Source organism: Corynebacterium sp. UD i78 (genome assembly GCF_056280545.1).
Genome location: NZ_JBWCED010000001.1, coordinates 2456546 through 2470676 on the forward strand (window position 1 = coordinate 2456546; position 14131 = coordinate 2470676).

Genomic DNA, 14131 nt, shown 5'->3' on the forward strand with positions numbered 1-14131 from the left:
GTCGCCACTGATCCCGGCAGTCAATCTCCATCTGGAGGAGTACGTATATTTCAGCGATGCCCCCCCCCCGACCCTTTGCAATCTGCACCGCTCGATTTATCGCATATTCCCTGTCCATGAGAACCAGTGGCCCCGGTGGATCCACGAATTCTCCGGCCCCCTGTCGTAATCCATATTCATCTCTACCATCCACTGGTCAACAACTGCACTCGATAACACGAAGAGTTCGCCGGTATTGCCGTAATAATGATCCCACAAGCCGGCAGCATTGTATTCATGCAGTCCGCGCTCCAAGAACTGAATGCCAGCTGCTGCCGCCAGGAAATCTGCCTTCTTGACGTTGTTTCCTTCTCCGGAGTGATCCTGCCCATCAGCCGCCCGCAGCCCCCCCTCACCAGACCACCGTCACCATCGAAAAGGAATGTTTACCTAACCTTACATACCCGTCATGTGAAGGGCAACGACGTGGAACTACGAGCGGGGAGAAGTCATTCCCCCACCCAGGTACATGACTTCTCCCCGTAGTCGTTCCGGCCGGACTGCACCGACTATCAGCGGAACCGCTTCGGCAGTTCCGGCTCGCCCAGCGACAGCATCAGCCGGTTCGCCCAGTTGAAGAAGGCCGCCGCATTGATGACGTCGATGATCTCCCCGCCCGACAGGCCGGCATCCCGCAGCGCGGTGACGTGCGGAGCACCGAAGCGCACCGGCACCGTCGCCAGCGCAACCGAGGCGTCGCGGATGGCGTTCCAGAGATCGGACCCCAGGTCGGCGGCGACACCCTCATCGCAGAGCCGCTGGATGGCGTCGGCCTTGGCGGCCGCATCCTCATCGTCGGCGGACTCCGCGATCGCGCGGCCGGTATGCACCGAGGCACAGTACACGCAGCCGTTGAACCTGCTGGTCACGGCGGCGGAAAGCTCGCGTTCGGCGCGTCCTGCCCCGTCGGTGACGTTGTAGAAGATGTCCTTGTCCGTCAGCGTACGGGCCTCCAGTGCCTCGGGATCCCGGGCGAGCAGGCGGAAGTACTCCGACTTCGCCCGCAGCGGATCGACGAGCGCCACCTTCTGCCGTTCGGTGAGATCAGACTCCTCCACCGGCGGCACCCACGGCACCCAGCCGAGCGAGTGGCTCACGAAACCCCTGGGACGCACCAGGTCAGGGTAGGTGATGACGTCGAACCCGGCGTTCACCCCGGTGCCGGGCGCCGCATCGGCATGGACCGGGCGCTGCGGGGCGTCCGCCTGCCGGGCTCCGGCATGCTTACCGGGCCGGCGGACATCCCCCTGCGGCACGAACTTCGTCGCGAGGACGCCAAGACCGTGGGCGGTGCGGATCTGGAAGGTGAGGAAGGAGACGAGCTGGCCGAGGCGGACGACCTCGGTCGGCGACCACCCGGCGTCGGCCAGTGGCTGGAGTCGTTCGGCGCGCGAGTCGCGCGGGTGCAGTACCAGCAGATGGGTGAACTCGAGGGCTGCGGCGAGGCGGGACCCGAGGATCTTCTTCTGCGCCTCGAGTAGGTGGAACTCCGGGCCGGGCACGGACTCGTCGGCGAGGTCCGGCTCCCGGTAGACGCCGTAGGGGGTCGGCACCCCAGCGGCGTTGACGTGGGCGCGGGCGTCCGAGACGACGGCGGCGAGGGTGGTGATCAGCGCATTCGTCTCAGTCTCGGTGGCATTGCCGTCGAGTTCGTCGACGAGCAGGTCGGTGTAGAGGCTCGTCGCCCGGGCCGCGGCGGTCGCCCCACCGTGCAGGCCCGCGACGAAGGCGGCGACGACGTAGCGCTCGGCGAGGGTGAAGTCGCCCGGGGTCTCCGGCTCGAACAGGGCACGGAAGGACTGCTGGGCACTGTCCCGGGCCTGGGTGCGGTTATGCCGCAGCCGCGCGACCGGGCCGGAGACCTCGGAGGTGGGGTCGAGGTCAGCGAGGAAGTCGATGATGTCGGCGGAGTCGGTGGTGGTGCCTGCGGCGGACTCGGTAGTCATGGTGACCAGGGTAGCCCCCTCCCGGTAGGAAGGTCAGGGACCCGTGGCTGCCGTGGACCGGTGGCTTCATCCCGAAAGTATTCTTCCCCGAAACGTTGCCATTCCAGTCGAACGGGTGTACTATCATTGTCAGAAGCACAGGATCCGGAAACCGCATCTCTGGGGAGGGGAAGACCATGGACGACACGACCGGAACAACCACCGCCGACCCCTGGTCCGATCTGCCTGATGGCCAGTTCATCCAGGAAGAAATCGCACCACTTCCCTTCGGCAGCACAGCCGACCTCGTCAATGCCGTCGCCGCACTCGACGATGCCGTGGAGATTATCCTCGCCCAGGGAGAGCACACATGGTCACGCATCAGCACAGGTGAGCGAGAGGAGCTCTACCGCCGACTGGAACGCTCCCGCCGGAAACTCACCGCCGCGGACGCAGCGATGGTCACCAGTCTCCGCACCGACTTCGCCATGCCGTGCGGACCCCGCGGTCCCCGCTGGCTCGCCCGCACCTTCGGGCTCACTCTCCGCGAAGCGAAGACCAGGGTGGCTGCCGCAGACCGGATAACCACCACCGAAATCACGAACCTCGCGGTACCGACCTCGACGCATCTTCCCGTCCTGGGCGACGCTGTCCGGGACGGCGTCCTCGACGCCGAGCCTGTCGCCCGCCTCGATCGCCTGCTGCGCGCCCTGCCCCACGAGGTCCAGGACCGCGTCGCCACCGCCGCCGACGCCCCGGTCGCCGAGCTGGTCCGCACTGCCGGCCCTGATGCAGTGGCCGACCTACGTCCGTTCCTCATGGGCATCGCCGGAATCGACGAACCCTACACCGACGATGACCGGGCCCGCCTCCGCGGTGTCACCATCGGCCGACAGCGTGATGACGGTATGTCCCCGATCTCCGGTGACCTGACACCGGAACTGGCCTCGATCCTGCAGCGGCTCATGGCAGACCACGCCAACCCCGGCGACCTCACCGCCGACGCCGATGCTGCCGATGCCGGAGAGCGTGGCACAGTGCAGGATCCCGCTGAGGCGGATAGCCGCAACCCCGCCCAGCGGCGTCATGACGCACTGTTCGCCGCCATAGCCGCGGGTTACGGGCGTGGTAAGGAACTTGCCCCTGGACGGGGTACCACCACCATCGTCGCCGCAGTGACTCTCGAGCAACTGGCCGCACGCGCCGGTACGGCAGTGACCGACGCCGGGGTCCGGATGACTGTCGACCAACTGGTGGAAACCTGCGATGCCCGTGACCTTTTCCTGCAGGTCATGGACTTCCACGGCCGGTCACTGTTCCTGGGCCGGTCACGACGGCTGGGGTCGGTCGACCAGTATCTCGCCCTGGTCGGCGAAGAAGGGGCGAGTTCCGCACCCGGACCGGCGACACCCCCGGCGTTCTCACAGATCCACCACATCACGTCCTGGCTCTTCGGAGGACGCACCGACCTGACGAATCTCACCCTCGTCGGCCCCGAGGCCCACGCCGGGATCGACGATTCCCGCACTGATCCACGGAAATGGCAGACCATCCCACCGCCGAAAGGGTGTCCCGACCGGGTGTTGTGGACCCCTCCGGAACAGGTGGACCCCTCCCGGGCACCGACGATCACCGTGCATCCGGCGAGTTGGACGACACCGGGGCAGGTCCTACGCCGACAGTCACGGGCATTGCTGGGCCTACTGACCCCGGCCCGACCCACCGGCTGACCACCCACCCGACCTCACTGCCTGTCTGTCACGGCCTGCCTGTCACGGCCTGCCTGTCACGGTTTGCCCTACCGACAACCGCGGGCTCCGGCGTCTCCCTCCAGCAGACCGCCCCGCGGCATACAGCCATGCCCGCTCCCGGAAACGACCCTTCACAACCCAAGGTTCAGCCCTCCGGAGCGGTAGCGGTGACCCGGAATGGCGTCCAGCAGTTTCTCCGTGAACTCATCCTGCGGGTGCTCGAAAATCTCCGAGGTCAGGCCGGATTCGACCTGCCGCCCGTGGCTCATCACCGTGACAGTGTCCGATATCTCACGCACCACCGACAGGTCGTGGGAAATGAAGAGGTACGTCAGCCCGAGGTCGCGCTGCAGCTCATCGAGCAGGCTGAGGATCTGCGCCTGCACGGTCACATCCAGTGCGGACACCGCTTCATCGAGCACCACGAGCTCCGGGTCGAGGATCAGGGCGCGAGCGATAGCCACGCGCTGGCGCTGACCACCGGACAGCTCCGCAGGACGCCGCTGCGCGACATCTCCGCTCACCGATCCCGCCCCGGAGCCCAGGGCCACCCGGTCGAGAATCGCGTCGACCTTCTCCCTGATCTGCGACTTCGACAGATCGGTGAGGTTGCGCAGCGGTTCGGCGAGAATCCTGCCCACGGTCTGCCGCGGGTCCAGCGAACTGTAGGGGTTCTGGTAGACCATCTGGACCCGACGCCGCAGGTCGCGGCGTCCTGCCCTGGAAAAGGTGCTGAACTCGTCGATACGCAGGTCAGCGGCATCACCGGAGGTTCCCGCCAGGGTCACATTGCCGGAGGTCGGCTCCTGGAAAGCGGTGATCATCCGGGCGAGCGTGGACTTGCCGGAGCCGGACTCCCCCACGATGGCGTGGGTCGTGCCGGGCGCGACGGTGAAGGAGACATCGTCGACGGCTACGAAGGAGTCAGAGTCTCTGCCACCGCCACCGAACTCGCGGCGCAGCGTGTCCACGGTGAGCAGTGGCGTGGCGTCCGGCGCGGGGCCGGTCCGGTAGGTCGACTGCTCCACCGCGCTGACCAGAGACGGTGCGTCCGACAGGAGGCGTTGCGTGTACGGGTCGTGCGGGTCAGTGAGGATCCGGTCGGTCGGGCCGGTCTCCCTGACCTCGCCGCCCTGCATGACGACGAGCCGGTCGGCGCGGTCACCGGCGACGGCAAGGTCATGGGTGATGAAGAGGATGCCGAGGTCGAGTTCGGTCCGCATCCGGTCCAGCAGATCCAGGATCGTGCGCTGCACGGTGACGTCCAGGGCACTCGTCGGCTCATCGGCGATGATGAGCTCCGGCTCGGTCGCGACGGCCGCGGCGATGAGTGCGCGCTGCTTCATACCGCCCGAGAGCTGGTGCGGGTACTGGTCGTAGCGCACCTCCGGGTTGTCGATCCCGACCTGTTCGAGCAGGTCAAGGACCTTCCTCTTGCGCGCGGACGCGGACAGCCGCACCGCCTTCGGCGCGATGCGCAGCCCCTCCCCCACGGACGCGCCGATGGTCTTCACCGGGTTCAGTGAGTTGTTCGGGTCCTGCGGGATCAGGCCGACACGGGTGCCGCGGATGCTGCGCCACTCGCGCTCGGAGAGGTTGGTGATCGACCGGCCGTCGAGCTTGATCGTGCCGCTGACCTCGGCGTTGCCGGGCAGCAGGCCGAGGGTGGCCATGGCGGAGGTCGACTTGCCGGAGCCGGACTCGCCGACAATGGCGGTGACCTTGCCACGCTCGACGGTGACGCTGACGTTCTTCACCGCGGGGACGCCACCACGGCGGGTGCGGTAGGTCACCGCGAGATCGCGGATCTCGAGCAGCGGGGCAGCATGGTCGGCCCCGGACGCCGCAGCAGTGCCGGAGGCCTCGTGGGTGTCCGGACGCCAGGAGCCGTCGTCCCAGTTCATGTCTGGCTTCTCAGTCATCGGATCGCCTTCCCGCCGGAGCGCTGCAGCGCCTGGCTGAGATAGTTGGTGGCCAGGACGACGAGGACGATCGCCAGGCCGGGCAGGACGGACAGCCACCAGGAGGTGGCGATGAAGTCGCGTCCCTCGGAGATGATCAGGCCCCACTCCGGGGTGGGCGGCGGTGCGCCGTAGCCGAGGAAGCCGAGGGTGGACAGCTGCAGGATCGCGCTGCCGAACTGCAGGGCGGCGAGGGCCAGCACCGGGGTCAGCGAGTTCGGCAGGATGTGTCGCCACAGCACCGACCAGGCCGTTCCGCCGGAACCGTAGGCGGCCTCGACGAAATCGGCGGCGGCCACACCGAGGACCTCGGAACGGGCCAGGCGGGCGAACATGGCGACATTGGTGACACCGACGGCGATGGCGGCGTTCATCGTGCCGTAGCCCAGCAGGATGATCACCGACAGGCTCAGCAGCAGGGCCGGGATGGAGAGCAGCACGTCGACGATGCGCATGATGAGCGTGTCGAGCCAGCCGTTGCGTCCTCCCCGGACCGAGCCGGCGACCAGGCCGAGCAGGGTGCCGACGACCATGCCGACGAGCACGGCGACCAGGGCGCCGGACAGGGAGTGCCGGGCACCCCAGACCACACGGGTGTAGAGGTCACGGCCGACGGCGTCGGTACCGAACCAGTGGTCCGCCGACGGGGCGAGCAGCGGTTCGGTGGTGCCGGATTCGGTGGGGTCACCGGAGGCGAACAGGCCGGGGACCAGGGCCCAGGCGACGGCGAGGAGGACGACGAAGCCGGCGAGCCAGACGCCGGGACGGATGCGTGTCAGGGTCTTCATGCCTTCACCTTCTTCCCGCTCTTGCCGGTCTTCTGCCCGGCTTTCTGCCCGGCCTTCTCACCGGTGCGGAGCCTGGCGTCCAGCACCGGGTAGAGCAGGTCGACGACCAGGTTGATGACGACGTAGACCGCCGCGGCGAGCACGACCACTGCCATGAGGACGGGGGTGTCTCGGTTGGCGACGGCGTCCACCGTCATCGCACCGACCCCGGCGCGGGAGAACACGGCCTCGGTGATGACCGCACCGCCGACGAGTTCGCCGAAGGTCAGCCCGGCGATGGTGATCGCCGGCAGCACCGCGTTGCGCAGAACATTCCGCCACAGCACCCACTGGGCACCGGCGCCGCGGGCCTTGACCACGGTGATGAAGGGCATGTCGGTGACATCGTCGATGCTGCGGATCAGCACCTGGGCCAGCGGTGCAGACAGCGGCACCGCCAGCGCGATCGACGGCAGGATGAGGTCCTGGACGCTGGACGCGTGGATCACCGGGATCCACTCCAGGGTGAAGCTGAACACCTGGATGAGGATGATGCCGAGCCAGAATGCCGGCAGGGAGACGAACAGGGGCGGAAGTGCACGCAGCGTCGTCGAGATCCAGCGGCAGACCCGGTTGTCCGGCAACGAGGTGGCGGTCACCGCCACGAGCACCGCGATGACCAGGGCAACCAGGAAACCGGTCACAGCCAGGGCAAGGGTGCCGGGCAGGGCGTCAGTCAGGGAGTCCATGACATCGGCACCGGTCTGCAGGGAGTTGCCGAAGTCGAGGTGGAGGACGCCGGTCAGCGAGTTCCAGTACCGCGACAGGACAGGCTCATCCGAGCCGTAGGCCTGCTGCATATCGGCGATCTCGGAGGCCGAGAGGCCGAGCTCGGGATCGGCGTAGCGGGTGGAGACGGCGTCCCCGGGCAGGGCGGTGAGCAGGATGAAGGCGAGGGTGAAGCTGGCCCAGAGGACCAGGACCGCTGCGCCGATGCGGCGGAGGACAGTCATGGTGGTCATCTACTCGTCCCCTTCCACGCTGGTGAGGTAGAACCAGGGCCGGCCGATGGACTCGGCGCGGAAGCCGTGGACATAGGACTGCACGCCGTAGACCTGCGGTTCCTCGAACATGGGCAGGACGTAGGCCTGCTCGGTCAGGTAGTCCTGGACGTCGCCGGAGGCGTCCGCCCGGTCCTCGGGTGTGGCCGAGGAGGACACCTTGCGCAGCAGTTCCTCGAGGTGTTCGTCGCCGATCGAGTCATCACCGAGCAGGTTGAGCAGCTGGTTGCGGTTGTCGGAATAGTACTGCGACTTGATGACGTCGTAGTCGGCGCGTCCGACCATGGTGACGTTGAGCTGGATCTTGTCGATGTCGGTCTGCGCGGCCTTCTGTGCCGCGACATCGCCGGGGTAGAGCTGCACGTCGATGCCGATCTTCTTCAGCTGCTCCTGGACCATGGTGACGACCTCGCGCGTGCGGGGCTGTTGTTCGGCGTCATTGGCGGTGAGGCTGAGCCGTTTCCCGTCCTTGACGCGGATGCCGTCGGAGCCCGGCACCCAGCCCGCCTCGTCGAGGAGCTCCTTCGCGCGCTCGGGGTCGAAGGTGTAGGCGTCCTTCTGCTCGCGGTAGCCCATGGCGGTGGACGCCAGGGCCGAGGTCGCCAACGGGTAGGACTCCGAGAACAGCGAGGTCAGGATGCGTTCCCGGTCGACTCCGGCGATGATCGCCTGGCGGACCCGGATGTCCTCGAGCAGCGGGTGGCGGAACCGCAGCGCGATCTGGTTGTTCACCCCGGAGGTCGGTGCGGAGAGGATGTCCACCCCGGCGTCCTCCAGGTGCTTCTCCTCGGGGGCCTCGATCTGGCGGGCGACGTCGCCCTGGCCGGACCGGATACCGCCGACGCGGACGCTGTCTTCCTTGGCGACCACGACGTGGATCGTGTCCAGGTCCGGACGTCCCGTGTTCTCGCCCCGGTTGCCGAGTTCCGGCGGAGCCCAGGCGTAGTCCTCCCGGGCGGAGAGCGTGAGCTCGGTGTTGCGCTCCTCGTCGGTGATGACGAAAGGGCCGGAGCCGATGACGCGGCGGGCGTTGCCGGGGGCGAATCCTTCGTCGGTCATGTCGAGGGAGGCGTCCGCCAGGAGTCCGGCATTGAAGGAACTGGTGGCCTGCGGGAAGCCGGGCTCAGGGTCGGTGAAGTGGAAGCGGACCGTGTGGTCGTCGAGGACCTCGCCGCGGTCGTAGGTGCTGATCTGCTCGGAGGAGGTCAGCTTCCGCTCCTTGTCACCCTTGCCGAAGAGGTCGAAGTTGCGGACCACGTTCTCGGCGGTGAGCGGGGTGCCGTCGGAGTAGGTGACGTCATCGCGCAGGTGGAAGGTGAATTCGGTGGCGTCCGCGTTGATCTCGGGCAGGTCGGTGGCGATCCACGGGTAGAGTTCGAGGGTGTCCGGGTCCTGCCAGAGGAGGCGGTCGGTGATGTTGTTCACCACACCGCCGTTCGGGTAGTAGCCCGCGGTCGGCGGGTAGAGGGTCTGGAAGGGCAGTGACTCGAGGTAGGTGAGTTCGCGCGGGGCGGGCCCGTCGCTGCTGCTGCAGGAGGCGAGGCCGGTGGCGGTGGCGAGAGCGGTGACGACCGCGAGGGTCTTCACTGCGGGCCGTCGACGTCCCCGGCGGTGACGATCGGGAAATAGTGACATGTACAGACCTGTCTGTTCTAGGCTCAGGGCGTCATCGTAGCACCGGCCCTGCCTGACTACGATGGGTGGCTATGAGATCATCGGGCACCATCGCGATCATCGGGGGAGGCCCCCGCGGCATCTCCGTCCTGGAACGTCTCGCCGCACAGCATGCGGCCGAGGCAGGAGGGCCCGGTGACGCCTCCGACTCCGGCCCTGTCACCGTCCATCTCGTCGACGACACCGAACCCGGCGCCGGCCGGGTCTGGCGCACCGACCAGACCCGCACGCTGTGCATGAACACCCTGGCGGACGCGGTGACGCTGTTCACCGAGCCCGGATCCACGGTCACGGCGCCGGTCGTCGAGGGTCCGACGATGTACGAGTGGATCCGCCTGATCCGCGGCGATTCCCTCCCGGACCAGGCCGATCCGAACGGCGCGAAGACCGCCCTGTTCCGCGGTCACCCGGCGATGGTCCGGGGCGAGTTCCACAGTGAGATCGCGGCGACGGAGCCGGAGTCCCACCCGTCGCGTGCGCTCTACGGTGAGTACCTGCGCTGGGTCCTGTCGGTGGTGCTGGCAAGCGCCCCCGAAAGCCTGAAGGTCGAGGTCCACCAGGCCCGCGCCACGGAGATCACGCAGGTCACCGGGGATGACGGGATCGTCCGCGACGAGATCACCCTGGAGCACCATACCAGCGGAGACGCCGCCCACCTGGCGTCCTCCCCTGTCACACTCACGGCGGACGCCACGGTGCTGGCGCTGGGCTGGACCGGCAATGAGCCGGACGCGCTGGAGGGGTTCACCGCCACCAGCGTGCAGATGCACCCCACGCTGCACTGGGTCCGGCCCGGCAACCCGGCCGACCAGGCGGTGGATGCCGTCGGCGCGGGTGAAGAGATCGTGGTCCGCGGCCTGGGTATGGGGTTCTTCGACCTCATGGCGATGGTGACCATCGACCGTGGCGGAAAGTTCGTCACGGACGCCACCTCCCGCTCGGGCCTGGCCTACCGGCCGTCCGGACGCGAGCCGAAACTGGTGGTCGCCTCCCACCACGGCTACCCCTACCAGCCGAAACCCGTGCTCCACGCACTGCCGTCGCCGGCCCCGATGCCCCGGTTCCGGGCTGCGCTGGCCGCACTTGCGGAGGACGCCCCGGCGGGGTCCGTCGATTTCGGCGAGACCCTGTGGCCGGCGATCCTGCGGGACGCCCAGGCCGCCTACTACACGGTCCTGTTCAGCGGACGCTGCCCGGGACATGCCGAGGACTCCGACCGGCTGGCCGAGGTCCTGGCCGTGGTCGACGATCCGGCACTGGACCCGTGGCGACTGCACACCTACCCGGAACTGCAGGCCCTGGTCCCGGAAGACGACCGCTTCGACCTGGGCTTCTACGCCGATCCGGTGGCGACCTTCTCCGGCTCCACGATCGCGGAACTGACGACCTTCCTCGGTGACCGGCTCGCCGCCGACCTCCACGAGGCGAACCTCGGCCAGGATTCCGCGGTGAAGGCGGGGCTGCAGGTCATCGGTGCGGCACGCAAGCCCGCCCAGGTCGCCGACGAGCCCGGCCGGTTCACCACCCGGTCACGGCGCGCGGAGTACGCCGAGCTGCGGCGCGTCGGCCAGATGGTCGGGTCCGGACCGCCTGCGTTCCGTACCGCCGAACTGCTCTGCCTGCTGGACGCCGGCTATGTGCGCTTCCTCGGTGCCCACCCGACCCTGGTCGTCGATCCGGAGCAGCCGGCCTTCGCCATGAGTTCGCCGACGACCGGTGACGAGGCGGTGTTCTCCACCACGCTGGTGGACGCCTGGCTGCACAAGCCGGACGCCCGGACCTCGGCCGATCCGCTGACCCGGCAGCTGCGGCTCGAGGGGCGGCTGCGTCCCTTCACTCTCGCCGACGGCTCGGTGACGACCGCGCCGGAGGTGGATCTGGCGACAGGTCTGCTGGTGCACCCGGACGGCGAGGTGGATCCGCGGGTCCACATGCTGGGTATTCCGCTGCTGGCTTACCGGGCGGACATGACGATCTCGCCGATGCCGCGCACCGATCCGCTGATGCTGCAGGAGACGGACGGGGCGGCGGTGTCTGCACTGCGGATCGCGCAGAGCTCGCCGGATGTGCAGGGCACGCAGGATTCTCGGAGCTGAGCATGCTCGACCTCACCGCGTCCCCCGAGGTTGTGGCGCCGCAGCTGCTCGGCGCAGTGCTGCGTCGGGTGACTCCTGACGGCGTCGGCGGCACCGGCACAGTCGCCGTGCAGCTCACCGAGGTCGAGGCATATCCGGGGGTCGGGGACCCGGCGTCCCACACGGCCAACGGGTGGACGCCCCGGTGTGCGACGATGTTCGGCCCACCGGGGCACATCTACGTCTACGCGAGCTACGGGATCCACCGGGCCGGAAATATCGTGTGCCGGCCGGCGGGGACCGGCGCGGGGGTACTCATGCGGGCCGGGCGCGTGGTCGAGGGGCTGGAGGTCGCGCGGCGCCGACGGAGGAAGGTGAAGGACGGGGTGGCCGTGGTTCCCACCGATGAGGCACTGGGGCGCGGGCCGGGGAATCTCGGCGCTGTGCTGGGCCTTGACCTGGATCTCGACGGCGCGACATTGGCGGTGGTCAGTGGTGATGCCGCCACCGACGCCACCTTCACCCTCACTCCCCCGGCGTCCCCGGCGGACTATGTCAGCGGCCCACGGATCGGCATCTCGAAGAATGTCGAGGCACCACTGCGGTTCTGGATCCCCGGCGACCGGACCGTGACCACGCCACGGGGGCGTCCGAAGGGTATCCGACCGCCACCACCCCCGGAGTCAGGTGAGGTATCCCACACTTAGGTTCTCCTGCCTTCATGTCGGTTATTATGAGCATGATCATCCTCATAAATAGCCGACTACATCGCCGACGGTGCCGTCGGCGCTACCGACGGAGGTTCCTGTGACCGACACTCTGCCCATGTCCGAACGGCCCATCGAGGATCTGCCCGGCCACTGGCTGCTGGCCCGGCTCGGTAAGCGCGTCCTGCGCCCCGGCGGCCGGGAGCTCACCGAACGGCTCATCACCGCCGCGTCCCCCGCCGGCAAGGACGTCGTCGAGCTGGCCCCCGGTCTCGGCAAGACCGCCAAGCTGCTGCTCGACACCCACCCGGCGTCCTACCGCGGTGTGGACGAGGACGCCGAGGCCGTGACCCTGACCAACCAGACCATCGGCAACACCGGAGAGATCACCGAGGCGAAGGCGGACGCCACGGGCCTGGACTGCGACTCCGCCGACGTGGTCCTCGGCGAAGCCATGCTCACCATGCAGGGCGCGAAGGGCAAGGACGCCATCGTCGCCGAAGCCCACCGCGTGCTGCGTGACGGCGGCCGCTACGCCATCCACGAGCTCTGCCTCGAGCCCGACACCCTCGACGACGACGCGAAGACCGAGATCCGCAAGGCCCTCGCCCGCTCCATCAAGGTCAACGCCCGCCCGCTGACCACCGAAGAATGGACCGACCTGCTCACCTCCCACGGCTTCACGGTCGAGTCGGTGCAGCACAACGGCATGGAACTGCTCAAGCCGCGGCGCAACCTCGCCGATGAAGGCCTGAAGGGTGTGGCCACCATCGTGGTCAACCTGCTGCGCAATCCGGGCGCCCGCAGGCGCGTCCTCGGGATGCGCAAGGTCTTCAACAGGTACAGCGACAACCTCGCGGCCATCGCCGTCGTCGCAACGAAGAACCCGACAGGAGAAGACAATGAGTGACACCCCCGGCAGTGTCCCCGCGGACGCTCTCGTCGACGACCGTTCCGGCGACGGCTGGACCCTCGTCGACGGCCTGCTGGACGCCCATCCCGGTACCGTCCCACTGGCCGGTGACCGCCCCCACCAGCGCCGCGAACGGGCGATCCCCGCGGTGAAGAAGCTGGGCGAGCTCGAGGGCGTCACCGCCGTCCGTCTCGCATTCCGCGCCGGTGACGTCATGGCCGACCACTCCGCGGTCTGGCCGATCCTCATCATGGGACAGTCCGGCCGTGTCGAGGTGACCGTCGCCGGTCCGGACAATGCCGACCTCTCCGGGGAGGACGCCGCCACCGTGGAGCTCGCCCCGGGCGCCGCGCTGAATGTCACCGCCCGGCGCGTCCACTCCCTCACCGCCACCGAGGCGTCCACCGTCACCCTGCTCGTGCTGCACGGCGGCGCAGATGCCCCGGTTTCCGACTCCGATGAGTGAGGGGGCAGGATCATGACATGAGTTCCGTCACCGAGCCGTCGCCCCGCGGTCGCGTCCTCGCCGCTGTCGAGGACACCCACACCCGCACCGGGGACGCCGTGACCGCCGCCGAGCTCGCCGACACCCTGGACCTCCATCCGTCGACCGTGCGGTTTCACCTGCGCAAACTCCTGGACGCCGGCCAGATCGTCGAAGAGTCGGCGGATACGACTGACGGGCGCGGCCGCCCTCGCAAGCGCTACCGTCCGGCTCCTGCGACACCGACCGACACCCTGCTGATCGCCCTTGTGGAAGCGCTCGCCGACACCGACGACGAGCGTGAGGAACGGGCCGCACAGGCGGGCCGGATCTGGGCGTCCAGTGTGGTGGGTTCTGCGGTCGATTCTCCAGTCGGTTCTGCGCTGGACGCCGCCGATCCGCTGGACGCCGCAGCTGCCGTCCTCACCGCGCTGGGCTTCGAGATCCAGTCGATGAGCAGCATCTTCGGTACCAGCGAGATCCGGGTGTGCTCCTGTCCGCTGCGGATCCTGGGGCAGCGTCATCCCGAGGTCGCCCGTGGTATCCAGCGCGGTGCCGTGGAGTTCGCTCTCACCGGCCTCGCAGGTTCCACCGGATCCACCGCGGCCGGAACGCCGGACGGCTGGACCGTGACATCCCGCCCCGACCCCCGTTTCGGCGACTGCGAGGTCACGCTCCGCCTCGCACCCACAGCCCCCGCGTCCACCGCCCCCACTGTTCTCCCTGTCCCCACCTCCCCCACCAGCTGACACCCCGGGTCCGAGCCCGGGGAGA

At 68.4% G+C, this 14131-nt stretch carries 11 protein-coding genes; 6 read left to right on the plus strand and 5 right to left on the minus strand.

The genetic code is table 11. The features are described 5' to 3' along the window. Positions 1-551: 551 nt before the first annotated feature. A complete protein-coding gene (locus ACZ9GM_RS11500; RefSeq protein ID WP_476037897.1) occupies positions 552-1985 on the minus strand; it encodes an alkylhydroperoxidase domain protein in 1434 nt (477 codons plus the stop codon). Positions 1986-2161: 176 nt separating this feature from the next. Between ACZ9GM_RS11500 and ACZ9GM_RS11505 the strand changes: the two genes are divergently transcribed. Next, positions 2162-3694 (plus strand): HNH endonuclease signature motif containing protein, encoded by a 1533-nt coding sequence (locus tag ACZ9GM_RS11505; RefSeq protein ID WP_476037898.1) that lies wholly within the window; start codon positions 2162-2164, stop codon positions 3692-3694. 152 nt (positions 3695-3846) lie between these two features. Here the strand turns inward: ACZ9GM_RS11505 and ACZ9GM_RS11510 are convergent, their stop codons facing one another. The 4 genes from ACZ9GM_RS11510 to ACZ9GM_RS11525 are packed head-to-tail and all read right to left on the minus strand — an operon-like array spanning position 3847 to position 9139. Next, positions 3847-5619, minus strand: coding sequence for a dipeptide ABC transporter ATP-binding protein (locus ACZ9GM_RS11510; RefSeq protein WP_476038356.1), 1773 nt, complete (start codon positions 5617-5619; stop codon positions 3847-3849). A gap of 14 nt (positions 5620-5633) precedes the next feature. Then, entirely contained in the window at positions 5634-6464 is an 831-nt protein-coding gene (locus ACZ9GM_RS11515; protein ID WP_291475806.1) for an ABC transporter permease, read from the minus strand. Further along, on the minus strand, positions 6461-7465 hold the full coding sequence (locus tag ACZ9GM_RS11520) for an ABC transporter permease (protein WP_291475808.1): 1005 nt from the start codon (positions 7463-7465) through the stop codon (positions 6461-6463). The genes ACZ9GM_RS11515 and ACZ9GM_RS11520 overlap by 4 nt, the downstream gene beginning before the upstream one ends. Continuing rightward, positions 7466-9139: a TIGR04028 family ABC transporter substrate-binding protein gene (locus tag ACZ9GM_RS11525; RefSeq protein WP_291475810.1), complete on the minus strand. Its 1674-nt coding sequence runs from the start codon at positions 9137-9139 to the stop codon at positions 7466-7468. It lies immediately after the preceding gene. Between the two features lie 71 nt (positions 9140-9210). Between ACZ9GM_RS11525 and ACZ9GM_RS11530 the strand changes: the two genes are divergently transcribed. The 5 genes from ACZ9GM_RS11530 (at position 9211) to ACZ9GM_RS11550 (ending at position 14106) form a co-directional block, all read left to right on the plus strand. Beyond that, entirely contained in the window at positions 9211-11274 is a 2064-nt protein-coding gene (locus tag ACZ9GM_RS11530) for an FAD/NAD(P)-binding protein (protein ID WP_476037899.1), read from the plus strand. 2 nt (positions 11275-11276) lie between these two features. Further along, entirely contained in the window at positions 11277-11960 is a 684-nt protein-coding gene (locus ACZ9GM_RS11535; protein ID WP_291475814.1) for a DNA-3-methyladenine glycosylase, read from the plus strand. Between the two features lie 118 nt (positions 11961-12078). Beyond that, positions 12079-12870 carry a class I SAM-dependent methyltransferase gene (locus tag ACZ9GM_RS11540; protein ID WP_476037900.1) on the plus strand — a complete coding sequence of 264 codons (792 nt, stop codon included), beginning with the start codon at positions 12079-12081 and terminating at the stop codon, positions 12868-12870. Next, complete coding sequence (locus tag ACZ9GM_RS11545; protein WP_291475818.1) at positions 12863-13339, plus strand: cupin domain-containing protein; 477 nt, start codon at positions 12863-12865, stop codon at positions 13337-13339. Before ACZ9GM_RS11540 ends, ACZ9GM_RS11545 begins: the two co-directional genes overlap by 8 nt. Positions 13340-13356: 17 nt before the next feature. Beyond that, positions 13357-14106 (plus strand): helix-turn-helix transcriptional regulator, encoded by a 750-nt coding sequence (locus ACZ9GM_RS11550; RefSeq protein WP_476037901.1) that lies wholly within the window; start codon positions 13357-13359, stop codon positions 14104-14106. The last annotated feature ends 25 nt before the right edge of the window (positions 14107-14131 follow it).